This window comes from Deltaproteobacteria bacterium, assembly GCA_011375175.1.
In the GTDB taxonomy this organism is placed as follows: Bacteria; Desulfobacterota; GWC2-55-46; order GWC2-55-46; family DRME01; genus DRME01.
In genome coordinates this window covers 1-24,480 of the sequence record DRME01000014.1, presented here as the reverse complement: position 1 = coordinate 24,480, position 24,480 = coordinate 1, and the positions used below count along the sequence as shown (strand labels likewise).

Below are 24,480 nucleotides of genomic sequence, written 5' to 3'. Positions count from 1 at the left end.
TGTAAAAAGGTTCCCTCAGACTCCCTCCAAAAACTTTTAACGCCCTGCGGATCATCCTGATTTTGCTTGCAAAATCAGGATGATCCGCAGGGAATTAAAAGTCTTTGAAGGGGGTCTGGGGGAAACTTTCTACAGAAAGTTTCCCCCAGGGTAATTAATCAGAGTCTCCCAAGGTCTTTACGGCGCAGCCGGCGAGGCTGGGGGCGTCAGCTCCGGGCGACGAGCTCTCTCGCCCTGACGGCGGCCTCGGCGAGGGGGACGAGGGTCGTCTCCTGCGCCCGGCGCCGTTTCATCTCCACGGCCCCTTGCCCGAGGGTGCGGCTGCTGACGGTGATCCGCAGCGGCGCGCCCATGAGGTCGGCGTCCTTGAACTTGACGCCGGCGCGCTCGTCCCTGTCGTCGAGGAGGGGATCGAGTCCCGCCGAGCTCAGCTCGTCGTAGAGGGTCTCGCAGGCGGCCATGGTCTCCCGGTCCTTTACGTTGACCGGCACGATATGGACCTTGAAGGGCGCCAGCGGTCCGGGCCAGATGATGCCGGCGTCGTCGTGGTTCTGCTCTATGGAGGCCGCCGCCGTGCGGCCTATGCCTATGCCGTAGCAGCCCATGATCATGGGGCGCTCGCGGCCCGAGGCGTCGAGGAAGAGGGCCCCCATGGCCTCGCTGTACTTGACGCCGAGCTTGAAGATGTGGCCCACCTCGATGCCGCGCCTTATCTCGAGAACGCCCTTGCACCGGGGGCAGGGGTCGCCCTCGACGACGGTCCTTATGTCGGCGTAGCGGGCCTGGAAGTGGCGGCCCGGATATACGCCCACAAGGTGGGCGTCGGCCTCGTTGGCGCCGGTGACGGCGTCGGCCATGGCCGAGACCGAGTGGTCGGCCACGATCTCCACGCCGAGTCCCACGGGACCGGCAAAGCCCGACGGCGCGCCGGTGGCCTCCCGAACGGCGTCCTCGCCCGCAAGCACGCAGCGCTCCACGCCGAGGGCCCGGCGCAGCTTGGGCTCGCTCAGCTCGTGGTCTCCCCGCACCAGCGCGGCGGCAACCCCCTTTTCGGTCTCGTAGATGAGCGTCTTGATGAGCCGCGAGGGCTCCACGCCGAGGAAGGCGCTCACCTCTTCGACGCTCTTTTTCCCCGGCGTGACCACCCGCCTCGGCCCGGCGACGCCGGAGACCGGGGGGGGCGCGGCCTGCGGCGGCCGTGTCTCGGCCCGCTCCACGTTGGCGCCGTAGGAGCAGAGCGTGCAGCCCGCCACGGCGTCCTCGCCCGTGTGGGCGAGCACCATGAACTCGTGGGAGAAGCTGCCGCCTATGGCCCCGGTGTCGGCCTCGACGGCGCGGAACTCGAGGCCGCAGCGCTCGAATATGCGCACGTAGGTGTCGTACATGTTGCGGTACCCGCGCTCGGCGCACTCGTCGTCGGCGTGGAAGGAGTAGGCGTCCTTCATGATGAACTCCCGGCCCCGCATCAGCCCGAAGCGCGGACGTATCTCGTCGCGGAACTTGGTCTGTATCTGGTAGAGGTTGAGCGGGAGGTCGCGGTAGGAGCGGACCTCGCGGCGCACCATGTCGGTCACCGCCTCCTCGTGGGTGGGGCCGAGACAGAAGTCGCGGCCGTGGCGGTCCTTGAGCCGCAGAAGCTCCTTGCCGTAGAGGTCCCAGCGCCCGCTCTCGCGCCAGAGCTCGGCTGGCAGGACCACGGGCATGAGCACCTCCTGGGCCCCGGCCCGGTCCATCTCCTCCCGCACGATGGCCTCCACCCTGCGAAGCGCCCGGAGTCCCAGCGGCAGGAGGTTGTATATGCCGGCGGCGAGCTTGCGAATCATGCCGGAGCGGACCATGAGCCTGTGGCTCGCCACCTCGGCGTCGGAAGGCGACTGCTTGAGAGTCGGTATGAGCATCCTCGATATGCGCATAAACACCACCTGCCTCGATGCGGTCGCCGGCGGGCCGGCCCGCCGGCGACCGCCGCTCCGTTACGGACCGATCAGGGCCTGCTCGACATGCTCCTCCATGGGCGCCGGACCCAGGGACGGAATCGGGAAAACGAGGTTCCCCGGCCCGGATTAAGAGTCTTTAGAAGGGGGTATCTTTCCCACGCCCGCTACTGGCGGTCCCCGGGAGGTCCGGGCCGCGCCAGGCGGGATTTTTTTACGCCTTTGCGGCCCGAACCTCCCGGGGACCGCTGCATATACGAATACAGGGGGCCTGTGGCCCTTCTACAGAAAGTTTCCCCCGGCCGTTCAGAGGCGCTTTCCGATCCTCTCCCAGCGGATCTCGCCCTTTTCTTCGTCGTAGGAGTAGTAGATCTTCATGGCCTTGCCCTCGATGCGTTCGACGGGCACGGTGCCGAAGCTGCGGCTGTCGTAGCTATTGTGCCTGTTGTCGCCGAGGACGAAGACCTCGCCGTAGGGGACATCGAGCTTGCCGGCGTTGTCGTAGTAGGGGTCGGGCTCCTCGCCCGGCCGGTGGGCGAGGTATGGCTCGGGCCGCTCGGCGCCGTTTACGTACAGCCTGCCGTCGCGCAGCTCCACCGTGTCTCCCCCCACGGCGACGACCCTCTTTATGTACTGCTTCACGTCGTCGTCGGGGAGCCTGAAGACGACGACGTCGCCCCGGCGCGGCACGGCGCCGCGGTGGCGCATCTTGAGCACGAAGAGCCGCTCTCCGTCCAGTATGGTGGGCTCCATGCTCGTACCCGGTATGGTGTAGCCGTCGACGACCAGTCCGGTGAAGAGTCCCGAGGCGAGGGGGTCGACGAGGAAGAAGACGAGGAAGAAGACCGCGACGAGCTCGCGGCGGCCCGGGCCTGCGCCGGGCCCGGCCGCGCGCGCCGTCCGGTAGGCGTCCACGAGAGAGTAGATGTAGAGGGCCGGCAGTCCCTGGGCGGCGACGAGGAATATCCACGGGTCGGCGTCGACGGCGAGAAAGAGATAGATGAGCAGCGCCATGAAGAGGTTGAAGACCAGGTACAGGCGCACGCCCCTGTAAGTCTCTCCGCTGTAGTACTGACCGAGGCCGACGACGAAGAGGCCCAGGAGCACCGCCATCCAGGGCCTCTTGCGTCGCGCCTTTTCGGAGCTCGCTTCAACCATATCCACTGGGCGGCTCACCTGGCTGCCCGCTCTCCGGTCCCGGCTACAGGAGCTCCTCGTTTATCTTGATCTCCGCCTTGGAGCGCATGTCGTTTATCCAGGAGAGCACGGCCTCGTCCCGCTTTTTGAGCAGCAGCCTGGTGCGAAGCTCGTCCTTCCAGCGCTCAAGGCCCGCCTCGTCGGCCTCTTCCATCTCCTTGAACTTGAAGATGAAGAAGCGGTCGCCGTGCTCGAGCACCTCGCCGTAGTAGGGCGACTCCTCGGAGAGCTCGAAGATGGCGTCCTTGTCGCCCACGAAGATGCCCAGGCCCGGTATGAAACCCTGGACCCTGGTGAACTGCTCGGTCGTGCCCGAGCTCAGCCCCTTGGCCGAAGCGGACTCTTCGCCCCCCTCTCCGGCCCCGGCCTCGTCGTGCTCCCCGGCCTCCGGCCCCGGCACGATGCCGGAAGCGACCTTGTCGAAGTCGGCTCCCTCCCTGAGGGCCTGAAGCAGCTCGGCCGCCCTGGTCCTGGCCTTCTCCCTGGCCTTCTCCATGCGGAGCCTCTCCTTGACCTTGTCGGCCACCTCTTCGTATGGAGGCAGGTGCTCTTCCACGCGCTCCACTATCCTGACCACGTAGACGCCCAGCGGCGTCTCCACCACGTCGCTCGTCTCGCCCTCGGCCATGGAGAAGACGACCTCGCGCAGCGTATTGTCGGCCACCAGCTCCACGTTGCCGTCGTTCTTTGAGAAGAGGTCGGTCATGAAGGTCTCTATGCCCTCGGCCTCGGCCGCGGCGCGCAGCTCGTCAATGCTCTCCACCTCCCTGAACTTGGCGGCGAGGGGCTCGATCCTCTCGGCCGCAGCGCTCTCCGCCTTCTCGCGGGCGAGCTTTGCCGCTATGGCGTCCTTGACCTCGTTGTAGGTCCGAAGCCTTGCGTCCTTTATGTCCGTGACCTTTATTATGTGGAAGCCGAAGGTCGTCTCCACTATGTCGCTGAGCTCGCCCTTGCCGAGGGCGAAGGCGGCGTCCTCGAAGGGCTTGACCATGGTGCCCATGCGGAAGAAGCCGAGGTCACCGCCCTTGGCCGACGAGCCGGGATCCTTGGAGTACTTTATGGCCAGCTCGGCGAAGTCCTCGCCGGCCCTGAGCCTCTTGAGGATGTCCTCGGCCCTTGCGCGGGCCTCGTCACGGGCCTTGGTGCGGTCCAGTGCCGTCTCGTCGGGCCTTATGAGTATGTGGCTCGCCCGCACCTCCTTGGGCTCCTGGAACTCGATTATGTTCTTCTCGTAGTAGCTCTTGACCTCCTCCTCCGGGACCTCGACCTCCTTGGCGAGCCTGTCGTAGCTGAGCCTGGCATAGAAGGCCCTGACCTTGGTGGGCTCCATGAAGGCCATGCTGTGGCGGTCGAGATACTTCTTGGCCTCGTCGTCTGTGACCTCGATGCCGTCGGTGAAGGCCGAGGCGTCGACCGAGATGTAGTCGAGGACCAGCTTCCTGTTGTCCCGCATGTAGACCTCTTTTATCTCGTCGTCGGTCACGTCGATATCGGCGATGACGCGGTTCCGCATCTTTTCGAGGACGAGGTCCTGCTTCATGTCGCGCTCGAAGTCGGCCGGCTTTATGCGGTTGCGGTTGAGCACGGCGAAGTAGCGGTCCTTGTCGAAGACACCGTCCTTCTGGAAGGCCGGTATGTTCATGATGGCCTTTTGCAGCTCGTCGTCCGAGACGCTCACCCCTTCCTCTTCGGCCTTCTTGAGGATGAGGGTCCTGTTTATGAGCATGTCTACGGTGCGCCTGCGCAGGTCGAGCCTCTCGATGAACTCGTCGTTGAACTGTTCGCGGTAGGTGTTCCTGAAGTAGTCGAGCTGACGGTCATAGGCCGTCCTGTATGTTTCCGGCGTGATTATCTCGCCGTCCACCATGGCCACGTAGGGACGTCCCCCGCCCTCGTCCGAGCTCTGCGGCTGTTGCTTCTGGGGTGCCGGACCGACGCCCCAGAAGATGAAGACTATGACTATGGCGGCGAAGGCGAGCAGTACCAGTACGGAGTTGCGCCTCTTCCTCATCTCGTCAAGCATTCAGCTACCTCCCTTGTTTTTCGACAAAGTAGAAAGTGCGGCGGAAAATTTTTGAAGGGTAATGATAATAAATCTTTTTTTGAAATTCAACCACTATGGCGCCAAAAAAAACACCCGCCGCGCCGCGCGGGCCCGGCGGGCGCCTCGACGGGGCCGTCCGCCGGGGGGACGCCTCCATGAAGACTTGACAGGAAGGGCCTGCGGCCGCATAATGGGGACACAAAAGTTTCCCTTTCATGGAGGGGCCCGGCACGATGAGCAACGCCGTAACAGAGCGGCAGAGAAAGGTGCTCGACTGCCTGCTGAACGAGCACCTGGCCGAAGACGTCGTCCTCGACCCCTCCTTCTTCGAGTGCCGCCAAGCCTTCCTGCTCCGCGTCGAGGGCGAGAGCATGAAGGACGCCGCCATGGTTACGGAGGCGGGCCCGTAAAGGTCATGGCCCTCTTTGCGGGGGGCATAAGGCCGCTCAAGTTCCAGTGGAAGGGCGTTACCTGCCGTGTGCGCCGGGTGACCTGCCGGTGGACGGGCCGCGACGGCGACGCCAGGATAAGCTGCTTCGCCGTCACCGACGGCGCCACTCCCTTCGAGATAGCCTGCGACCACAAGAGCGCTGGGTGGACCATGGAGCGGGTCGAGGCCTGAGGCCGGCCCGCGGAAAGGAGAGTGCCGTGAAGCCCTACAGACTCCACGTATTCGTATGCCAGGGCAAGAGGTGCAGGGCCAAGGGGGCGGAGGCCTTCTCCGACGCCCTGAAGGAGAGGGTCAGGGCCGAAGCCCTCGACGACGTGATCGTCTCCAAGAGCGGCTGCGTCAAGGTATGCAAGGAGAGCGAGCCCGAGGGGCTTTTGTCGCCCGCCGTCGTCGTCTATCCCGAGGGCACGTGGTACAGGGGCATCACCGCGGCCGAGCTGGACGAGTTCGTCGAAAGGCACCTCAAGAGGGGCGAGCCGCTGGAGCGGCTCGTCCACTTCAGGCTCGACGCCGCGCGATAGCCCCTTTGCCGCCTCCCGCCCGGGAGGGGGAGAAGCTGTTACATCTCTTCAAATATGGTTGACTTTCCCTTCTGATTTGGCTATACTGGTACCGTAAAGTAGAATTACTGTACCGCTGGCCATCTTCCTCGAAGACAGTCACCCCGCTGCGGAAAGCTCACACTGCACTTACTTCTTTCTGAAACCGCACAGTAGACAGGGCCGTATCCGTCAAGGCGCCGCGTGCCTGCCGCCGCCGTAACGTTCCGGGGGGGACGTGCGGCGGGAGGGGCACGCAGGCCGGCTATGTTGTAGGGAGGTTCTCATGGATCATCGCCAGTATCCGGAAGAGAACAGGCTGCTGCTCGACATAGCAAAGGGCCTGCCGCTGTTCAGCTCTTTCGACGACGACGCGCTGAAGGCCCTGACATGCTACTGCAGGCTCAGGAAGTACGGGGACGGCAGCCCCATCTTCAACCAGGGAGAGTACGACAACCGTATCTTCTTTCTCATATCCGGGGCGGTCAGGGTCTTCAGAGACGGCGTGATCATAAGCGTGCTCAGGCGCTCGGGCGACGTCTTCGGCGAGATGTCGCTGCTTGACGGCAGGCCGCGCTCGGCCACCGTGGTGGCCGAGGGCGAGACGAGGTGCCTCGTGCTCGACGCCTCGTGCCTGGATACGCTGCCGGAGCTCTGCCGCGACAACTTCCGCTACATCCTCCACCGCGTATTCACGACCGTTCTGTCCCAGCGCCTGCGGGCCACGACCGAAGAGCTGCTGAGCGCCCGCAGGGAGATAGAGAGGCTCAAGTTCGAAAACCGCCACCTCGCCGTCAGCGACCCTGTGCCCTACTGAGCCCTGCCGCTCATTCGGTAGACGTAGGCCAGCACCTCGGCGACGGCCCTGTAGAGCTCCGGCGGTATCTCGGTGTCGAGCTCCACGGCGGCGAGCACCTCCACGAGGTCGCGGTCCTCCTTCACCGGCACGCCGGCCCGGCGGGCGATCTCTATGATCTTGTCGGCCGCCGCGCCTGCGCCCTTGGCCGTCACCCTCGGCGCGCCGTCCGTCTCCCGGCTGTAGCGCAGCGCCGCCGCCAGTCTCCTCTTTTCACTCATATCCTTACGTCGAGCCCGCGCACGGTGGGGGCCGGCATGTCTTCGTAGGCCGCATCGGGGAGGTGGGTGACGGCGAGGCCGCCAAGCCGCAGCCCCGCTGCGGCGAACGCCGCCCCGAGACCGGCCGCGCCCTCCTCCATTGCCTCGGCAAGTCCCCTGTGGGCGGCCGTAATGCTTACGTGGAGGGTGGGAGGCCGCGCCGGTGCGAGGACGACAAGGGCCGTGACGGGGCCGGTCTCTTCGAAGTCGAGGCGCACAAGGCAGCTATGGAGCGGCCGGGCGTCCCTCCCCGCCGTCCCGCCCAGGGATATCTCGCCGCGCACGAGCCCGGGCCAGCGCAGGGGCAGGTACATGTGAAGCGCTCCGTCGGCGACGGAGCGAAGCTGGCACTGCTCGATGGCCTCGGAAAAGGCGGCGAGCGCGCGGCGCTCCCGCGCTCCGGCCCCTTCTCCGAGCATCTTCAACAAAAGGCCCTTGAGGTCCCGCCCGAGGAGCTCGTCGAGCTCCCCGGCGCCGGCGGGGTCGCCGCCGTCCGGCGCCCGCCGCCGCAGAAGCGCCCTCAGGGACGACTCGAAAAACAGCCCGCCCCAGCGCACGAGCAGCGCCAGGACCTGCGGCGTAAGCTCGGTCACCGACGGGAAGAAGAGCCCGAACGCCCCGTGGCGGCCCCCGGCTGCCTCCACGGCGTCGAGCAAGCCCTTGAGGGCCGTCACCTCCCGCTGCGTGACCGCCCGTTGCGGCCCCCGGGCGAGCAGACGCCGGGCCGCCTCCCGCAGCGCCCGCCCCTCTCCGGTCAGACGGAGCCTTACAGTACCCTCCTCCCCTTCCACCCGCAGGAGCAGCCGTTCGCCGCGGGCCGGCGCGATCTCGGAACGGGCCTTGAGGACCGAGCCCTTCACGGCCAGCGTGAGGAAGCCGTCGGGCAGGATATCGACCACCGTTGCGCGCAGGAGCTCGCCGTGGCGCAGCCTCAGGGCCTCGTCGCCGCCCGTCGCCGCCCCAACCGCCGCCAACACGATCTCTCCCGTGCGCATAGTTACAACTTTCGCAACCCTTTTATTTACCCTGGGGGAAACTTTCTGTAGAAAGTTTCCCCCAGACCCCCTTCAAAGACTTTCGATACGAGTTGGTTTCCCCCTGTTTTGCTTGGCAAAACAGGGGGAAACCAACTCGCGTCAAAAGTTTTTGGAGGGAGCCTGAGGGAACCTTTTTACAAAAAGGTTCCCTCAGTGCAATAAATCAGAGTTTCCCTAAAAGATTCGCCACGCCTTGACAACGGCAGGGGGCGATGCTAAATTAAAGGTATCTTCTTTTTCATCGCGTCTCGCCGTCTTTTCTTGAGCACACCGGGAATCACTTCGCAACGATAGCCAACCACACCATAGCGACCGGGATCGGCTGAGGGACCGCGCATGGCCGGTGCGTCCGGGCATCTTTCTTTCCGTGGAGGCGGAGGCGCACAGAGACCGGAGGGAGGGCGATGACCGTTATCGCGGCGGCCCGTCTCGACGAGGGCATCGTCCGGTGGCTGAAACAGGTGCTGACCGACCAGGCCTGCGGCCTCGAGTTCGAGGAGGTGGAGGACCTGGAAAAGGCCCTCGGCGGCGCAGGCGCCGCGCCGGCCGACCTCGTCGTGCTCGACGGGGAAGAGGGGCTGAAGTGCTGGGAGGCCCTGGCGGCAAGAAGCGGCGCCGAGACGCCGCTGCCGCCGGCCGTTGTCGTGGACGGACCCGGCAGCGGCCGGCTCGCCATCCAGACGGCCGAGGGCCCCGTGAGGGTCGTGCTCCACAGCGACAGGCCGGGCGTGGAGCAGCTCCTTCGATGCGCCGTCGCCGTGGGCCGCGCACAGACCGAGGCGTGGCGAAAGGGGGAGAGGGCGGTCAGGGAAGCGGAACTGCGCGAAAGGCGCCGCTTCATCGACGGCGTCACCTCGAAGCTCACCCACGACATCAACAACCCACTCCAGGCCATAACGCTGGCCAACAGGTCCCTTGTCCGCAAGTACGGCCGGAGCAGACAGAACGAAGCCATCAGCGAGTGTCTCAGGAAGATACAGAGCGCCATCGACGTAGTTGCGCGGATGAAAGGGATCGAAGAGTGAGAGAGGCGGCCGGGCCGCCGCGAAGCGAGCATGACAGGGGCGGAGCTTCGCCGGCTCTTCACCTGAAAACGGGGAGACCGGCCGCGGCCCGGCGGCGGGAAAAAAGATGTGAGGACGTCTTATATGGGTACGCTTGCAGTGGAGCAGTCCATTAAACCGCGCATACTCGTGGTGGAGGATGAAAAGCACGAGCGCGCACTCCTGGCCGAGCTGCTCTCACGGGAGGGGTTTTACGCCGACGAGGCGGACGACGGCCGCGAGGCGATGGAAAAGCTTGAAAAGCTCACCTACGACCTCATGCTCCTGGACCTGAAGATACCGGGGGTGAACGGCCTTGAACTGCTCCGGACGCTGCGCGCCGGGAAGCGGGATATCCCGGTCATTATAATGACCGGCCACGCCGACACCGACTCGGCCATAAAGGCGCTCAACCTCGGCGCCGAGGGGTTTTTCCGCAAGCCCTTCGAGGTCGACGAGCTCATGGAGACGGTGCAGAGCAGCATAGAGAAGCACCGGCTCACCGAGGCGCTGCTTCGGACGGCCAAGATGGCCGAACTCGGAGAGCTGGCCGTCTCGGCCATTCACGAGATAAAGAACATCCTGGCCACGATCAAGGCGTCGGCCGCCGCGCTCGCCAAGAGCCGAAAGCTCGAGAGCGGGGACAAGAAGATCAGGCTCATAAAGGACAGCGTCGACTACGCCGACAGGGTTGCGAGCTACGTCTTCAAGGTCTCCATGCGCGCCGACAGGGAGGAGCCCGTGGGACTGAAGGGGCTCTTCGACACACTGCTAAACCTCGTCGGCCCCTATCTCGAGGAAAAAGAGATCGCGACGGTCTGCCGTGTGGGCGACCACTCCATCGACGGCATCCAGGACTCGCTCCACGTCATCTTCCTGAACCTCATCATAAACGCCATCGAGGCCATGGACGAGGGCGGGACCCTGACGATAGCGTCGCGGCGGCTCGGCGACGCCGTGGCCGTCGACGTCACCGACACGGGACGGGGCATGAGCAAGGAGGCCCAGGCCAGGATGTTCGATCTCTTCTTCACGACGAAGAAGAACCGGCAAAGCGGCTTCGGCCTCGCCCTCGTCAAGCGGGAGGTAGAGAGGGCGGGAGGCGGCGTATCGGTGAAGAGCGAGCCCGGCAGGGGGACGACCTTCACCATAACGCTTCCGGCCCCGCCGCACTCCCGCGACAGACTCGCAACCTGAGGGCGCGCCCCCGCCCTCGTCGCTCCCCCTTCCCGCCGGGCAAACCCTGAAGGGGAGGGGGCAGGGCCCTGCGGCCGCCTCGGACTCCCTCGTATCCCGTCCCGGTCCGCCCCTGTAGCGGCGGACCGGCCTCCCCCACGCCGCCGGGAAGGCGCAGCTTGCCGGGGACACTCCCCCCTGCAATGCGCCCTATCCTTTGACGAGCTCCGTGTAGGTGTTGTAGCGCTTCTGTATTTCCCGCACGTACTTGACCGTTTCGAAACCCCGGCAGTAGCCGTAGCGGACGGTGCGGTAGTACTTGCGCCTGGAAAGGAGTCGCATGGCCCGCTCCACGTTGTCGAACCACTTGTCGGGCGAGAGGCCCAGGCGTCGAGCCAGGCGCCGCGCGTCGCGCACGTGGTTTATGCCCACGTTGTAGGAGGCCAGCGCGAAGCGGATGCGCTCCTGGAGCTCCAGAGAGGGGTCGAAGCGGTCGATGAGGCCCCTGAGGTACTCGGCTCCGGCCTTGATGTTCTGCTCGGGGTCCCGCATGTCCCTTACGCCCAGCTCCCGGGCCGTGCGTGGCTGAAGCTGCATGATCCCCACCGCCCCGGCCCAGCTCCTGGCCCGGGGATTGAACTTCGACTCCTGGTAGGCGAGGGCCGCGAGGAGACGCCAGTCGAGGTCGAGGCGGGCGGCGTGCTTTCTGAAGAGGTCGTCGTAGGGGGAGATGACACCCTGCTTGTCGGTCCGCATCCCGCCCCGGGCCTCGGCGATCTGTTTGCTGTCCTCCATGTAGCGGCGCCGCGTCATGTTGTAGAAGAGGCCGCGGTGGTTCTTCTTTATGAAGCGGTTGAGTGCAGCGAGAAGCTTGGGATTGTCTCTGCGCACGGCCCATCCGTGTTCGACGGGGCGCAGGCTCAGCGCCGCCCTGAGTCTGCGGCCGTAGGTGCGTTCTATGCCGAGTATGTCGGAATCGCAGACGGTGATGTCGAAGGTGCCGTCTTCGACGGCGGCGAGGATGTCTTCGGTCTCCATCTCCTCGGGCACTGTCTCGATGTGAAGGCCGACGGTCCGGCTCAGCTCTTTGAGGGTGGAGTAGTAGGCGCTGCTGCGGCGCACGTGCACGGTCTTTCCCGCCAGCTCCGCCGGGCTGTGGAGCTCGTAGTCCTCCCTTACGACCAGGACCTCTTCCGTGCGGTTGTAGGGGATGGTGAAGGCCGCCCGTTCCCTGCGCTCGTCCGTTATGGTGAGGGCCGCCGCCACGATGTCGCCGCGGCCCTCGTTGAGCCACCGCAGAAGCTCGTCGCGTGCCGGCGCCACGACGACCTCCAGGTGCATGGAGTTCTCCTCGGCGAACTTGCGAACGAGTTCGTAGTCGAAGCCGAACTCCTCGCCGCGGTAGATGTAGTAGCTCAGGGCGTTGTTGCGCGTGAGCATCCGAAGGAGCCTGCGTCTTTTCAGGCCCGGGAGGTCGTCGGTGTAGGTCTTCTTCCTGTCGTCCGTCAGGGCCCTGGCGATGATGAAGCGGTTTATGCTCTGCCTTAGCTCCTCGTCGCCCGGCCTTAGGGCGAGGCTCAGCGGCCTTGAGGCGGCGAGCCTGAGCGCCGCTGCGAGCTCGCCGTACAGCGGCGCGAGCTCGTCCCACAGGTCCGACCTCACCACCGTGGAGAAGCACTCGCCGGTGGAGACCATATCGAGCAGCGTTTCCTCGGTGTTGCCGCCGTAGACGACCCTGACCTTCAGGCCTTCCACGGCTGCGAGGGTCGCGGCGTGGGGGCTCGACCCGGCAAGGCACGCCTCCCTGCCGCGCAGCGCCTCGGGCGAGTCGATCCCCCCGGCCGCCTCCTTTCTCGTGACGATGAGCTCGTCCACGTGGGCAAGCGGCGTGGAGAAGTCTATCCTTTCTTCGCGCGCCTCCGTGACCATGAACGGCCTTGCCGCCACGTCGGCCCTGCCTTCCACAAGGAGCCGTTCGACCTCCCTGTAGCCGCCCGCTTCTACGATCTCGAGCCCCGCGCCGAGCTCTTCGGCCAGCTCCCTTGCGAGCAGACGGTCCCGTCCGCCGCCGCCCCTGCCCACGCCCCGGGGCGGGTCCGCGATGACCGCTACCCTGATGACCGCTCCAGCCGGCGTCCCGCTTCCCGTCTTTCCCCCGGCCTCGCCGCCGTCGCAGGACTCAAGTCCCAGGGCAAGGAGGACGAAAAGAACTAAGGCGGCCGCCTTTGCGGCCCCGGCCCTTCGCTCTCTCTTCATAGACGGCAAGGATAGTGTTTTTCTCCCTCTTTTTCAAGCGTTTTAGGGAAGCTCTGATTAATGTCCCTGGGGGAAACGTGGGCCTGTGGCCATTTTACAAAAAGGTTCCCTCAGTGCAATAAGTCAGAGTTTCCTTAGAACGTAGAGGAGCGCCCCTCCTGATACGGAGACGAAGATGGTGGCGGTGAAGGTCGACGATGGCGAAGATGTTGTGGGGCGGATCGTCCGTGACTGCTGCGGCGGCGAGGGCGGGCTTCCGGTCTTCCAGGATACGGTCCTCGAGGTGATAAGGGCCATCCAGAGGCCCTATTCGAGCGCCTCCGACGTATCGAGGGCCATACTCAGGGACCAGGGGTTCACCGCCAAGGTCCTGAGGCTCGTCAATTCGGCCTTTTACAATCCCGGCGGCGAGGTCATAAACACCATATCGCGCGCCGTCGTCATGCTGGGACTCGACATGATACGGTCCGTAACCACGGGGCTTGCCTTTGTGGAGACCTTCCAGAGGCACCATCCCGCCGTGGACATGAAGAAACTGGTGGCCGATTCCTTCGTGGCCGCCACGATGGCCCGCGAGTTCGCCTCGGCCATGGGAGGCGCCGAGCTCGAGGCGGTCTACGTGGAGGCGCTTCTCTACAACCTCGGTCCCATGGCCGTTGCCTACTCCATGCCCCACAAGTACGCCACGGTGCGCCGACTCATGGAGCGCGGGGGTATGGAGGCCGAGCAGGCACAGGTGCGGGTGCTCGGCCTGCCCTTCAGCAAGGTGGGGCTGGCGGTGGGCAGGGAAATGAACCTGCCCGAGACGATCCTCGAGACCATGGCCGTCTCTCCCGTGAGCGCCGGTGCGCCGCGTACGCGGCGTGAAAAGATGGCGGCCGTCTCGGCCCTTGCAAACGCCATAACGGCCAACCTCTCGGGCGTGGGCACGGCCGCCGGCCTCGACACCCTCATGGAGCGGCTCTCCGCCGTGGCGGGCATACCCGCGGAAAAGGGGGAGGCCCTCATAGAGTCGGCCTACCTCAAGGTCCGGGAGCTTGCCGAGCCGCTCTCCATCGAAGTCGGCAAGTTCAGGCCCGTCTCGCCGCCCGCGCAGGAGGACTCCGTTACGCTGCGAACCACCGTGCTCAGGAAGGTCGGCGCGGGCTTCGAAGCGCCCCCTTGCGACGACGGTGCGGCGGCGGCGGGCGGGAGCGACGGCGCAGCGGCGGTGAGAGACGAGCCCGACGCCGCCGTCAAGATGCGCTATCTCCAGGACATCTCGCAGCTCATCTTCGAGAAGCAGGAGCTGAGCGTCATCTTCAACACCATCATCGAGGGCCTTCATCGCGCCGTGGGCTTCGAGCGGGTGATCCTTCTTCTCTGCGACGGCGGCAAAAGGCGCATCGTGGGAAGGTACGGCCTCGGCGTGGAGAAGGGAAAGGCCGTAAGGGACATGGTCATCGAAAACGACCCGCGGGCCAATATCTTCGGGCGCGCCTTCCGGGATCGCTCGCCGGTGCTTGTCGCCGACACCGGCGATGCGGCATACCGGCGGCTCGTCCCCCATGCCCTGCGCCGCCTGCTCGCCCCGGCGGCGTTCGCCATAAGCCCGATCCACTCGCGGGGCAGCGTCATAGGCTTCTTCTACGCCGACAGGGCGTCAACGGGCCGCCCCATAAGCCCCGATCTCTACCAGGCCTTCCTCCATTTCACCCTCCAGGGCAACATAGCGCTCGATCACCTCATGGCCCGCCGCCGCTGAGCCGTCTTATTCTCTCATCCCCGGCGGACGTGGGGCGGCGCCCCTTCTACAGGAGGTTTCCCCCCGCACAGGAGACGTCGACGACCTCTACGGGCGCGGCCCTGCCGAGCTCGCCGTCGACGGCCGCTATATGTCCTATGGAGCGCCAGTCCCGTCCGAGCAGCGCCGCGCCGTAGGCGTCCGCCGCCACGGGATCGAAGCCGGCACTGATGAGGCCTGGAGGCGGGTCGCACGTGGGACCCCACAGATGGGCCTCGCTCATGCCCACCGTCGCGTCGAGCACCGTGAAGTCCGGGGAGCGGTAGCGGTTGAGGTCGGCCACCGCCTCGTGGATGCCCGCGTGAAAGGCCGACTTCTTCCAGTGGCCGCCCGCCTGGTAGTGGAGCGGCGGGGCCGCTCCCATCATGTTCTTCATCGTAAGCGTTACGCCGGCGAGGGTGTGGGCCTTGAGCACCGGCACGGAGATAAGGAAGCTTTCCATGACGATCCGGGGCAGAAACAGGACGGGCCAGCGCTCGAGGGCGGGGTCTTCGAGCCGCTCGAGCGGTTCGGTGTTCAGGTCCACGAGTCTTACGCTCCGGCGGCGGGCGAGCTCTTCGTAGCCCAGGACCCGGAAGGCGTGGAAGGTGTCATAGTCGAGCGAGCCCGTACCGTCGCCGATCACGACCTCGCAGCGCGGCAGCCTGCGGCGCACATAGGCTACGACGGCCTCCACAAGGGCGGCGGGTGTCGTCACCGGCGGGGCGAGGGCCTCGACGAGGTTGGGCTTTATGAGCACCCTGCGCCGCTCTCCGATCTCCCCGGCCAGTCCCGATGCGTCGAGAAGCGCGGCCACCGGCTCTTGCCACCGCCCACTGAACTCCGCCTTCCATACCCGCCCCGTCGCCGCCATCTCACTCTCCCCTCGCCGCCCTCGCCTTTGTAAAAGCCCTTGTCTCCTCCGCCGGCCGCAAAAGCGCCGTCGCCCCGCGGTGGACGCTGTGACCCCCTGGAGATATTAACCCCCGCATAATCGCTTGTCAACAGGGGCGGTCAAGTGTTAAAATCTCCAAAACGACCCTTGTGTCCGGCGGGGCCCCGCGGCCCCCCCCGCGGCCCCCCGCGGCCCGGCGCCGACAACACTCGAGGAGGGGCGGGTACATGTACGAAAAGATCCTTGTTTGTCTCGACAACTCGGAGGACGCCTGCGCCGGCGTCGACGTGGCGCTCGCAATAGCGGAGAAGACGGCGGCCCGTGTTACGGGATGCCATGTCTATGCGGCGAGGCTCCACGACGAACGGTTCCGCCAGATGGAGAGCGGCCTGCCCGAGAAGTACCAGAACGAAGAGGAACTCAAGCGCCAGCGCGAAACGCACGACACGCTCATCGACAAGGGGCTGCGCATAATCTCGGACTCGTACATGTCGGTGCTCGCCTCGCGGGCGCAGGGGCGAGGGGTGGAGGTGAGCGAGGTTAGCCGCGAGGGCAAGAACTACGCCGAGATCGTGAGGGAGGCCGCCGAGGGCCGCTACGACCTTGTGGTCCTCGGAGCTCTCGGGCTCGGCAAGGTGGAGCGAAGCCGCATAGGCACCGTCTGCGAGCGCGTCGTGAGGAGGCTCTCCACCGACGTCCTCGTGGCCAGGGCCCGCGGCGGCGGCCGCCGCGCAAAGATCGCCGTCGCCGTCGACGGAAGCCCGCGCAGCTTCGGCGCCCTCGCGGCCGCCCTCGAACTCGCTCCCCGTCTCGGCGCTTCCGTCGAGGCCGTGAGCGCCTTCGACCCCGACTTCCACTACACGGCCTTCAACAGTATAGCCACGGTGCTCAGCGACGAGGCCGGCAAGGTCTTCAAGTTCAAGGAACAGGAAAAGCTCCACGAGGAGATAATCGACAAGGGGCTGGCCAAGATCTACCGCGACCACCTCGACACGGCCGAGCGCATGGCCTCCCGCGCCGGAACGGAGATATCGACCGTGCTCCTATCGGGCAAGGCCTTCGACGAGCTCGTAAGCTACGCCGAGCGCGAGCGGCCGCTGATGATGGTCATGGGCAAGACGGGCTTCCACGCCGACGGGGGACTCGATATCGGCGGCAACACGGAGAACTGCCTGCGCGAGCTCCCCTGCCACCTTCTCATAACGAGCCGCGAGGTCACGGCCGGGGACGGGGGAGAAAAAGAGGTCGAACAACTGCTCTGGACCGACGACGCCATCGATATGCTCGGCCGCGTGCCGCCCTTCGTGCGCGGCGTGGTCAAGAACCTCGTGGAAGAGACGGCACGCAAGGAAGGACTCAGGAAAGTCACCGCACCCTTCATGGAACGCGTCCGTAAACGCATGAAGATGTAACCCGCCTTGTCCATCGGCGGGCTCGACAAGTCGAGGAAAGCTCTGATTTATTGCCCTGGGGGAAAATTTCTGTAGAAAGTTTCCCCCAGACCCCCTTCAAAGACTTTCAATACGAGTTGGTTTCCGCCTGTTTTGCAAAGCAAAACAGGAGGAAACCAACTCGCGTTAAAAGTTTTTGGAGGGAGTCTGAGGGAACCTTTTTACAAAAAAGGTTCCCTCAGTGCAATTAATCAGAGTTTCCTGGATCCGTAAGGCACCGGGGCTTATGGGCGACAATCCGCCTTTTCTCATATCGTGGAACATTACCAGGCGCTGCAACCTGCGTTGCGGCCACTGTTACCTCGACGCCGACGAGCTCGGCGGCGCCGACCCGGTGGATACGGTCCGGGCCCTCGGTTTTGTCGACGAGATCGCCGATCTCACGCCCGGCGGGGCCATGCTCATACTCACCGGCGGCGAGCCGCTTTTGCGGGAGGACCTGCCCGAGATATCGTCCCATGCGGCCGCCAGGGGGCTCGTCGTGGTGGTGGGCACCAACGGCACGCTCCTTGACGACCGCAGCGTGGCCATGCTCCGCGACGGCGGTGTGGCGGGCGTGGGCATAAGCGTGGACTCGGCGTCGCCGGCCGTCCACGACCGCCTTCGCGGCGTGGAGGGGTCCTGGCGCGCAACCCTGGAGGGCGTGGAGGCGCTCAGGCGCGGCGGCCTCGATTTTCAGCTCCAGTTCACCGTGACCCGCGAGAGCAGCCGCGAGATCGGCGACGTCATAGCCCTGGGCGCCGAGCTCGGCGCCAGGGCGGTCAACATCTTTTTCCTCGTCTGCACGGGCCGGGGCCAGCGCATGACCGACCTCTCTTCCGACGAGTACGAAGAGGTCCTCCACGCCATAGTCGAGGCCGAGCGGGAGTATGCGGGCAGGATAATGGTCCGCGCAAGGTGCGCTCCCCACGTGCTCCGGGTGGCCCGCAGGGCGAACCCCGGGAGCGCGCTTCTGCGCGGCGAGACGAGCGGCTGCATAGCGGGCACCGGTTACCTGCGCATCTCGCCGGAGGGGTACGTTACGCCGTGCCCCTACATCCCTTACGGTCCCGCCTCTCCGCAGCTCGGCAAAGAGTCCCTTCGCGCCATCTGGGAGAGAGACCCCATGATGCGGAGCCTGCGCGAGCCGCGCTATACCGGCACCTGCGGCGACTGCGAGTTCAACGACGTGTGCGGAGGCTGCCGCGCAAGAGCTCTTGCTTCGGGCGGGGATCTGATGGGCGAGGACGACTGGTGCGGCTACGAGCCCGAGGGGCCGCCGGCAAGGGGCGGTGGCGGCGGATCCGTCGCCGATTCGAAGGCTGCCGGTCCGGTGTGGACGGCCGAGGCCAGGGAGCGCCTTGGGCGCGTGCCCTCCTTCCTGCGCCCCATGGTGCGCCGCGGCCTCGAACGGTACGCCAGGGCCATGGGCATCGCCGAGATAACCCCCGAGCTCATGGCCGAGCTCAGGCGACGGCAAAAGGACGGACGCTGAGGGGCCTTGAGCGGACCACGGCTCCGGGAAGCGTTCACTGCGGCGGAAGGAAAGATGACGGCTGAAGAAGAGAAGAGGACTGCCGGAGAGGAGGGTCCGAAGCGGGGCGTGAAGAAGCAGTTCTTCGGCTGCGTGCTCCTCGTCCTCGGCCTCCTCAATACGATGCTGACGCTTAAGCTGGGCCTCGAGCCCGACCCCTTCAACTACCTCCTCGTCCTCGGCGGCGCGATCTTTCTCGGCGCCGGCATATGGCAGGGCAGGAACGGGCACTGAAGGCCCCCGCAGGAAGCCCGGAGGGAGCGGCGGGCCGGGGGGCCGTGGACGAGGTCAGTCGAAGAACTCCATCGACTCCGGAACGGCCCTTATGGACTTGAAGAGCCAGCGGTCGATGGTCGCCTCGCCGCGGAGTGTCCTCGCTATGTTGCTGCTGTGGACCATCTTCACGACGAAGCGGCCCGACTTTAGCGGCCTGCCTCCGAAGACAGGCGCCCTGTCGGCCGAGGGGTAGGATACCTCTACGGTGACGAAGGCGTTTACCCGCTCGTTTATGTCGTGGAGCGGCGACGAGGGGTTCTCCGTGTCCTCCACCATATCCACGCCGACGATGTGGTAGCTCGAGGGGGGCGTGAATATCGCCTTTTCGACCCACTCGCCTATGAGGTCCTCCGAGAAGGAGGCCGTCTCGAAGTTGGAGCGCTTGAGCTTTCTTACGGCCTCGAGCTCGGCCGTCACGTCGCCGCCGTTTGCGCGGACGGTGACTATCATGCACTTGCGCTGGGAGTCGCCGTGGTAGCTGAAGATGCGGTCGAAGTCCCTCGAACGCATGGCCTCTATGTAGCTGCGGGCGTCTTCGAGCACCTCGCCGGTCTCATCACCGGCCGTCAGGTAGAGCGCGGCCGCCGCGGCCACGGCCAGGGCGGCCGCCGGTATGACGAGCCTTTTCATCTCAGTATATCTCGGTGGGATAGAACCAGTGTCCCATCATCCACTCGTTGTCGTCGAGGTTGGGGAGCTTTTTCCTGTCCTTGAAGTCGTCGGGCGGTATGCCCATCCTGAAGCCCCGGTACAGGTTGTGACAGCTGTTGCATCCGAAGGTGGGCGAGTTGTAGGAGCCCAGCCATATGAGCGAGTAGATGAAGGCCGTTATGACGGTGACCGCCGTGAATCGCACGACGTAGCGCGTCCACCCCTCGTTCCAGAGCCTTGAGAGGAGGGTTGCTCCGCCCCCCGCCTCTTCCTCCTCGGCGCTTGTGCGGGGACGGAGGAAGTAGGGCAGGAACGCCGCCGCCACGTACACGACAAAGGGGATGAGGATCGAGAGGACGAAGACCCAGCGGCCCTTCAGGTAGAGGAAGGGCAGGAGGATGAGCGTGAAATACCACTCCGGTGTCGGTATGTACTCGCCCTCCAGGGGAAGGGGGATTATGTCGGGGTCTTCGCTCGGTATGGTTACGTAGAGCGCCAGCACCACGACGGCTGCGAGAAAGGGGAGCGTTATGATGGTGTGTCTCGCCAGGTACCTGAATATGCCGCGCCTGCGCAGTCTCGCCAGCAGGTGATAGTCGAAGAGGACGAGGCAGACTATCGGCAGGAAGAGGATGTGTATGACCAGGTAGCGCGGCAGCGTGAAGGTGTCGAGGAAGAAGTCCTTGAGCGCCGCCCCCACCAGCGGCACCTCGGCGGCGTAGTTGGGGACCATCTCCATGAACCAGTAGCCCTTCCACTCCCATGGGAGTATGAGGCCCGAGTAGACCAGGAGCAGAAGCGGCCAGAGCAGGAGCACGCCCGTCATCCATGCCACGCGCTTGGAGCTGTTGAGGAAGTCGAGGCGCAGCGTGGAGCGCACCGTGTGTACGGCCACGGCCAGGAAGAGCGAGAAGGCCACCCAGCGGTGGAGGTTGCGCATGAGGCTGCCGCCGGTGAGCTCGTTGGTTATGTACTGTACGCTCTTGTAGGCGTTTTTCAGCGTGGGGTCGTAGAAGAGCGTCAGAAAGAGGCCCGTGAGGAGCTGGACTATGATGAAGAGGAGGGCGGCGCCCCCGAAGTAATGGCGCCAGTTGAGCTTTTCGGGCTTGATGAAGTCGAGCATAGGGCTAACTCCAGCGGAGGTTGGGCTCTGGAAGAAGCGCCGCGGCCGCATCCGGACCGGAAACCGTCAAAGACTTTCAATCCGAGTTGGTTTCCCCCTGTTTTGCTTGGCAAAACAGGGGGAAACCAACTCGCGTCAAAAGTTTTTGGAGGGAGTCTGAGGGAACCGTGGGTCTGTGACCCTTCTACAAAAAGGTTCCCTCAGTGCAATCAATCAGGGCTGCCCTTGTTAAGGCTGAGTCTTCAGTTCGTCGAGGAATTTCTTGGGCGCTACCTGGTTGGGGTCTATGTCCAGCGACTTCTTCCACGCCTTTTCGGCGTCGGCCTTTCTCCCGGCGCCCCGGTAGGCGAGGCCCAGGAGGTTGTATGCCTCGGTGTCGTCCTTGTTGAGTTTCACCACCCGCTCGAAGGCCGCCGCCGCGTCGTCGTGGAACTGCATGCGCAGGCACGCCACGCCGAGGTCGAAGAGCAGGTCGGCGTCGTAGGGGTTGTACTCGAGGGCGGTCATGTATTCGCGCAGCGCGTTCTGGAGATCGCCCTTGTCTTCGTACCGGAATGCAAGCTGTTTGTGCTCGTCCGCCTTTGCGAGGTCCTGGGGGGTGGGCCGCTCGCCGCACAGGGCCGGCGCTGCGCCGAGAAGACCGAGGAAGGCGAAGATTGTCAGCCCCTTGATTATTTTCGACATGATTCCTCCCTGGGGAAATCCCGTCCGTCTTTTTCTCCCCGGGACGACTTTTTGAAAAGGGGACATGGACCCACGCAGCCCTCGCTCTCCTTACCTGAAGATCTTCCATCCCCCGCTCCTTGAGCCGTTTCCGTCATTGCGAAGGTTCGGGCGGCCCCGTTGGCGGGCGCAGGAGTCTTTAGTGAGGAATTGCTGGACCTTGATGTGAGACCGTGACCCTTCTCCAGAAAGTCTCCCTCCGGTGTGGCCGACAGGGTTTCCTTGTTTTTTGCGTTTCCCCGCCCGCCCTTCTTTTGCGGCCGGCTCCGGCAGCCTCCCTTGCGACGCGGGGAGGTGCGCTGACAGGCCGAAATCCGGACAAGCGGGTCCTCTGTAATTCGGAAAGTATCCCGGTTTCTGACTGTATTGACCTCGGGAGACACGCAGGCCCTCACTCGGCCCCCCCGGGGCAATCAGAATTACTCCTAACTTTAACATCCGTCTTTTCCGGGAGTCAAGGCATTTTATTTTTGACGATTTTCCGTCTCCGCCGTCAAGCCCCTGCGCCGACGAAAAAACTTGACAAGAAAAGAGGAAGATTATAAGGTATGTCTCTTACGGCGGGCCTGGTGCACAGAGCCTTGCTGGGGCGTCGCCAAGCGGCAAGGCACGGGGTTTTGATCCCCGCATTCGGAGGTTCGAATCCTCCCGCCCCAGCCAGCGGCCGGGGGCTACTGGCCCGGGGCAATCAAACTAAGGAAACTCTGATTTATTGCACTGAGGGAACCGTGGGCCTGTGGCCCTTCTACAGAAAGTTTCCCCCAGGGTAATTAATCAGAGCTTCCTTGATAATTATCTGATCAATCAAGGGTTGCGCGCGATGATTGAGGGCAGGATCAAGGTCTTTTCCGGCAACTCCAACCGGCCGCTGGCGCTGGAGATCTGCCGCACGCTCGGCATAGAGCTCGGCAAGGCCGAGGTCAAGAGCTTCAGCGACGGCGAGATCTGCGTCGACATCCGCGAGAGCGTGCGCGGCATGGACATCTTCGTCGTCCAGTCCACCTGCACGCCCTGCAACGACCACCTCATGGAGCTGCTCATCATGCTCGACGCCTTCAAGCGCGCCTCCGCCTCGTCTCTCACCGCCGTCGTCCCCTATTACGGCTATGCGAGGCAGGACAGGAAGGTGGCGCCCCGCACGCCCATCTCGGCCAAGCTCGTCGCCGACCTCATCGAGGTGGCCGGCGCCACGCGCGTGCTCTGCGTGGACCTCCACGCAGGCCAGATTCAGGGCTTTTTCAACGTGCCCGTCGACAACCTCTACGCCACCCCCGTGCTCCTCGAGTACGTGCGGGAGAACTTCAACCACAACGACATCGTCATCGTCTCGCCCGACGCCGGGGGTGTTGAGAGGGCCCGGGCCTTCGCCAAGCGGCTCAAGGCGGGGCTTGCCATAATCGACAAGCGCCGTCCGGCGCCCAACGTCTCGGAGGTGATGCACATCATCGGCGAGGTCGACGGCAAGGTGGCCATACTCCTCGACGACATGATAGACACGGCCGGCACCATCACCCAGGCGGCCACGGCCCTGAAGGAGCACGGCGCAAGGAGGATATACGCCTGCTGCACACACCCCGTCCTCTCGGGGCCGGCGCTTGAGAGGCTCTCGGCCTCGCCGGTGGAGGAGCTGGTGACGACCAACACCATACCCCTGAGGCCGGGCGCCCAGGCCCAGGCCGGGGACAAGATCAAGGTCCTCTCCGTGGGGAGCATCCTCGGCAAGGCCATACACAGGATACACTACGGTGAGTCGGTGAGCTCGCTCTTCGTCTGAAGCCGGCCGGCGGCGGCAGGGAGAGGGTCCGGGATAGGGTCGCATCGGGCGGAAGCCCTCCCGGTGCGACGAAGCGACGAAAAATTCACAGGAGGAACGCGAAGAGAATGGAAGAGCTGGAGATTACGGCCTGGACGAGGAGCGAGACCGGCAAGGGTCCCTCCCGCAGGCTTCGCAAGGCGGGCTACGTGCCGGCCGTCCTCTACGGCGCCGCAGGGGCGGCCGTCAACCTCAAGCTCGACAGCAAGGACCTCGCGCGCACGCTCGGCGCGACGAGCTGGGAGAGCGCCCTCATAAACCTCAGGGGCGAGGCGGGCGACAGGAAGGTCATGATCAAGGACCTCCAGGTACATCCCGTGCGCGACGTCATAGAGCACATCGACCTCTACGAGGTGCGCATGGACGAGGCCGTCACCGTCGAGGTGCCGGTACGGATCGTCGGCAGGTCCGCCGGCGCCCGCGAGGGCGGCATCGAGCACATGGACCTGCGCACCGTCACCATCGAGTGCCTGCCGGGCCTCATCCCCGAGGCCGTCGACGTGGACGTGACGGCCCTCGGCGTGGGCGAGTCCCTGCACATAGGCGACCTCAATCTCCCCGAAGGCGTGCGGGCCGTCGACGATCCCTCCCACGTGGTCGTCTCCGTCGTTCCTCCCGTAAAGGAGGTCGAGACGGTGAGCGCCGAGGAGGCCGAAAGCGAGATAGCCGAGAGCTTCGAGGAGAAAGAGGGGGGCGAGTAAGGCGCCGCGGCGCCTGGACGGCTCGGCGTTTTGCAGCGGCGGAACGGCGAAAGAAAGGGGCTGTTCATCGTCGCCGGGCTCGGCAATCCCGGCCCCCGCTACGAAGCCACGCGGCACAACGTGGGGTTCATGCTCGTCGACAGGCTCGCCGGGCTCTGCGGCGCCTCCTTCGCCGAGAGAGGGGGAGCCCTCCTGGCGGAGACCGAGCTCGCAGGGACCGATGTGCTGCTCTGCAAGCCCCTTACCTACATGAACCGCAGCGGGACGGCCGTGGCCGCCGTCATGGCGGCCTGGGGCGTGGAGCCGGAGCGCCTGATCGTCTGCTTCGACGACTGCGACCTGCCGCCGGGAAGGATACGGATAAGGCGCGGCGGAGGGAGCGGGGGACACCGCGGCGTCGCTTCGATCATCGACTCTCTCGGCACGGACGCTTTCCCCAGAGTGCGTCTCGGCATAGGAAGACCGCGGGACGCGGCGGTTAGCGAGTACGTGCTCAGCCCCTTCGACGACGACGAACACGATATCCTCGATACCATGCTCGAAAAGGCCGCGCACTGCGTGGAGGCCATCGTTTCAAAAGGGATCGACACGGCCATGAACAACTTCAACGCCCCTTGATTTAAGGAAGGTCCGATTTATTACACTGGGGGAAACTTTCTGAAGAAAGTTTCCCCCAGACCCCCTTCAAAGACTTTCAATACGAGTTGGTTTCCCCCTGTTTTGCCAGGCAAAACAGGGGGAAACCAACTCGCGTCAAAAGTTTTTGGAGGGAGTCTGAG

Annotated in this window: 22 protein-coding genes and 1 tRNA gene; 13 read left to right on the top strand and 10 right to left on the bottom strand. The window is 64.9% G+C overall.

Translation table 11 applies throughout. The features are described 5' to 3' along the window. Window positions 1–206: 206 nt before the first annotated feature. The 3 genes from ENJ37_01120 to ENJ37_01110 form a co-directional block, all read right to left on the bottom strand. On the bottom strand, window positions 207–1,913 hold the full coding sequence (locus ENJ37_01120) for a proline--tRNA ligase (GenBank protein HHL39084.1): 1,707 nt from the start codon (window positions 1,911–1,913) through the stop codon (window positions 207–209). A gap of 327 nt (window positions 1,914–2,240) precedes the next feature. Beyond that, window positions 2,241–3,098: a signal peptidase I gene (gene lepB, locus ENJ37_01115; protein ID HHL39083.1), complete on the bottom strand. Its 858-nt coding sequence runs from the start codon at window positions 3,096–3,098 to the stop codon at window positions 2,241–2,243. 37 nt (window positions 3,099–3,135) lie between these two features. Then, window positions 3,136–5,154 (bottom strand): hypothetical protein, encoded by a 2,019-nt coding sequence (locus ENJ37_01110; protein ID HHL39082.1) that lies wholly within the window; start codon window positions 5,152–5,154, stop codon window positions 3,136–3,138. 436 nt (window positions 5,155–5,590) lie between these two features. Between ENJ37_01110 and ENJ37_01105 the strand changes: the two genes are divergently transcribed. From ENJ37_01105 to ENJ37_01095, 3 genes are all read left to right on the top strand, one after another. Next, window positions 5,591–5,797, top strand: a complete 207-nt coding sequence (locus ENJ37_01105) for a hypothetical protein (protein HHL39081.1) — start codon at window positions 5,591–5,593, stop codon at window positions 5,795–5,797. Window positions 5,798–5,823: 26 nt separating this feature from the next. After that, entirely contained in the window at window positions 5,824–6,147 is a 324-nt protein-coding gene (locus tag ENJ37_01100) for a (2Fe-2S) ferredoxin domain-containing protein (protein HHL39080.1), read from the top strand. Window positions 6,148–6,451: 304 nt separating this feature from the next. After that, a complete protein-coding gene (locus ENJ37_01095) occupies window positions 6,452–6,982 on the top strand; it encodes a cyclic nucleotide-binding domain-containing protein (GenBank protein ID HHL39079.1) in 531 nt (176 codons plus the stop codon). Here the strand turns inward: ENJ37_01095 and ENJ37_01090 are convergent. Next, window positions 6,976–7,242, bottom strand: a complete 267-nt coding sequence (locus ENJ37_01090; protein ID HHL39078.1) for a flagellar biosynthesis protein FlhB — start codon at window positions 7,240–7,242, stop codon at window positions 6,976–6,978. The genes ENJ37_01095 and ENJ37_01090 overlap by 7 nt on opposite strands. Then, window positions 7,239–8,276 (bottom strand): hypothetical protein, encoded by a 1,038-nt coding sequence (locus tag ENJ37_01085; protein HHL39077.1) that lies wholly within the window; start codon window positions 8,274–8,276, stop codon window positions 7,239–7,241. The genes ENJ37_01090 and ENJ37_01085 overlap by 4 nt, the downstream gene beginning before the upstream one ends. 446 nt (window positions 8,277–8,722) lie before the next feature. On the opposite strand from ENJ37_01085, the gene ENJ37_01080 reads away from it, so the two are divergent. After that, window positions 8,723–9,343: a hypothetical protein gene (locus ENJ37_01080; GenBank protein HHL39076.1), complete on the top strand. Its 621-nt coding sequence runs from the start codon at window positions 8,723–8,725 to the stop codon at window positions 9,341–9,343. A gap of 123 nt (window positions 9,344–9,466) precedes the next feature. Then, complete coding sequence (locus ENJ37_01075) at window positions 9,467–10,558, top strand: hybrid sensor histidine kinase/response regulator (protein HHL39075.1); 1,092 nt, start codon at window positions 9,467–9,469, stop codon at window positions 10,556–10,558. A gap of 189 nt (window positions 10,559–10,747) precedes the next feature. On the opposite strand, the gene mltF is transcribed toward ENJ37_01075, so the two are convergent. Next, complete coding sequence (mltF, locus tag ENJ37_01070; GenBank protein ID HHL39074.1) at window positions 10,748–12,793, bottom strand: membrane-bound lytic murein transglycosylase MltF; 2,046 nt, start codon at window positions 12,791–12,793, stop codon at window positions 10,748–10,750. A 175-nt stretch (window positions 12,794–12,968) separates the two neighbouring features. On the opposite strand from mltF, the gene ENJ37_01065 reads away from it, so the two are divergent. Further along, window positions 12,969–14,537, top strand: coding sequence for an HDOD domain-containing protein (locus tag ENJ37_01065; protein HHL39073.1), 1,569 nt, complete (start codon window positions 12,969–12,971; stop codon window positions 14,535–14,537). Window positions 14,538–14,583: 46 nt separating this feature from the next. On the opposite strand, the gene ENJ37_01060 is transcribed toward ENJ37_01065, so the two are convergent. Further along, window positions 14,584–15,429 carry a DUF362 domain-containing protein gene (locus tag ENJ37_01060; GenBank protein HHL39072.1) on the bottom strand — a complete coding sequence of 282 codons (846 nt, stop codon included), beginning with the start codon at window positions 15,427–15,429 and terminating at the stop codon, window positions 14,584–14,586. 248 nt (window positions 15,430–15,677) lie between these two features. Here ENJ37_01060 and ENJ37_01055 point away from each other — a divergent pair, with 248 nt between their 5' ends. The 3 genes from ENJ37_01055 (at window position 15,678) to ENJ37_01045 (ending at window position 18,648) form a co-directional block, all read left to right on the top strand. Next, complete coding sequence (locus ENJ37_01055) at window positions 15,678–16,862, top strand: hypothetical protein (protein HHL39071.1); 1,185 nt, start codon at window positions 15,678–15,680, stop codon at window positions 16,860–16,862. A gap of 265 nt (window positions 16,863–17,127) precedes the next feature. Further along, window positions 17,128–18,375 (top strand): radical SAM protein, encoded by a 1,248-nt coding sequence (locus tag ENJ37_01050; GenBank protein ID HHL39070.1) that lies wholly within the window; start codon window positions 17,128–17,130, stop codon window positions 18,373–18,375. A gap of 54 nt (window positions 18,376–18,429) precedes the next feature. After that, window positions 18,430–18,648: a hypothetical protein gene (locus ENJ37_01045; GenBank protein HHL39069.1), complete on the top strand. Its 219-nt coding sequence runs from the start codon at window positions 18,430–18,432 to the stop codon at window positions 18,646–18,648. Window positions 18,649–18,702: 54 nt separating this feature from the next. Here the strand turns inward: ENJ37_01045 and ENJ37_01040 are convergent, their stop codons facing one another. From ENJ37_01040 to ENJ37_01030, 3 genes are all read right to left on the bottom strand, one after another. Beyond that, the gene (locus tag ENJ37_01040; GenBank protein ID HHL39068.1) at window positions 18,703–19,320 is read right to left on the bottom strand and encodes a hypothetical protein; all 618 of its coding nucleotides are present in this window, start codon (window positions 19,318–19,320) and stop codon (window positions 18,703–18,705) included. Window position 19,321: 1 nt separating this feature from the next. Then, window positions 19,322–20,515 (bottom strand): hypothetical protein, encoded by a 1,194-nt coding sequence (locus tag ENJ37_01035; GenBank protein ID HHL39067.1) that lies wholly within the window; start codon window positions 20,513–20,515, stop codon window positions 19,322–19,324. A 177-nt stretch (window positions 20,516–20,692) separates the two neighbouring features. Continuing rightward, the gene (locus ENJ37_01030; GenBank protein HHL39066.1) at window positions 20,693–21,214 is read right to left on the bottom strand and encodes a tetratricopeptide repeat protein; all 522 of its coding nucleotides are present in this window, start codon (window positions 21,212–21,214) and stop codon (window positions 20,693–20,695) included. A gap of 558 nt (window positions 21,215–21,772) precedes the next feature. Between ENJ37_01030 and ENJ37_01025 the strand changes: the two genes are divergently transcribed. From ENJ37_01025 to ENJ37_01010, 4 genes are all read left to right on the top strand, one after another. Next, window positions 21,773–21,847: transfer RNA gene (locus tag ENJ37_01025), tRNA-Gln, on the top strand. 163 nt (window positions 21,848–22,010) lie between these two features. After that, window positions 22,011–22,961: a ribose-phosphate pyrophosphokinase gene (locus ENJ37_01020; GenBank protein ID HHL39065.1), complete on the top strand. Its 951-nt coding sequence runs from the start codon at window positions 22,011–22,013 to the stop codon at window positions 22,959–22,961. A gap of 107 nt (window positions 22,962–23,068) precedes the next feature. Then, window positions 23,069–23,701, top strand: coding sequence for a 50S ribosomal protein L25 (locus ENJ37_01015; GenBank protein HHL39064.1), 633 nt, complete (start codon window positions 23,069–23,071; stop codon window positions 23,699–23,701). A 60-nt stretch (window positions 23,702–23,761) separates the two neighbouring features. Next, window positions 23,762–24,319 (top strand): aminoacyl-tRNA hydrolase, encoded by a 558-nt coding sequence (locus ENJ37_01010; protein HHL39063.1) that lies wholly within the window; start codon window positions 23,762–23,764, stop codon window positions 24,317–24,319. Window positions 24,320–24,480 lie beyond the last annotated feature (161 nt).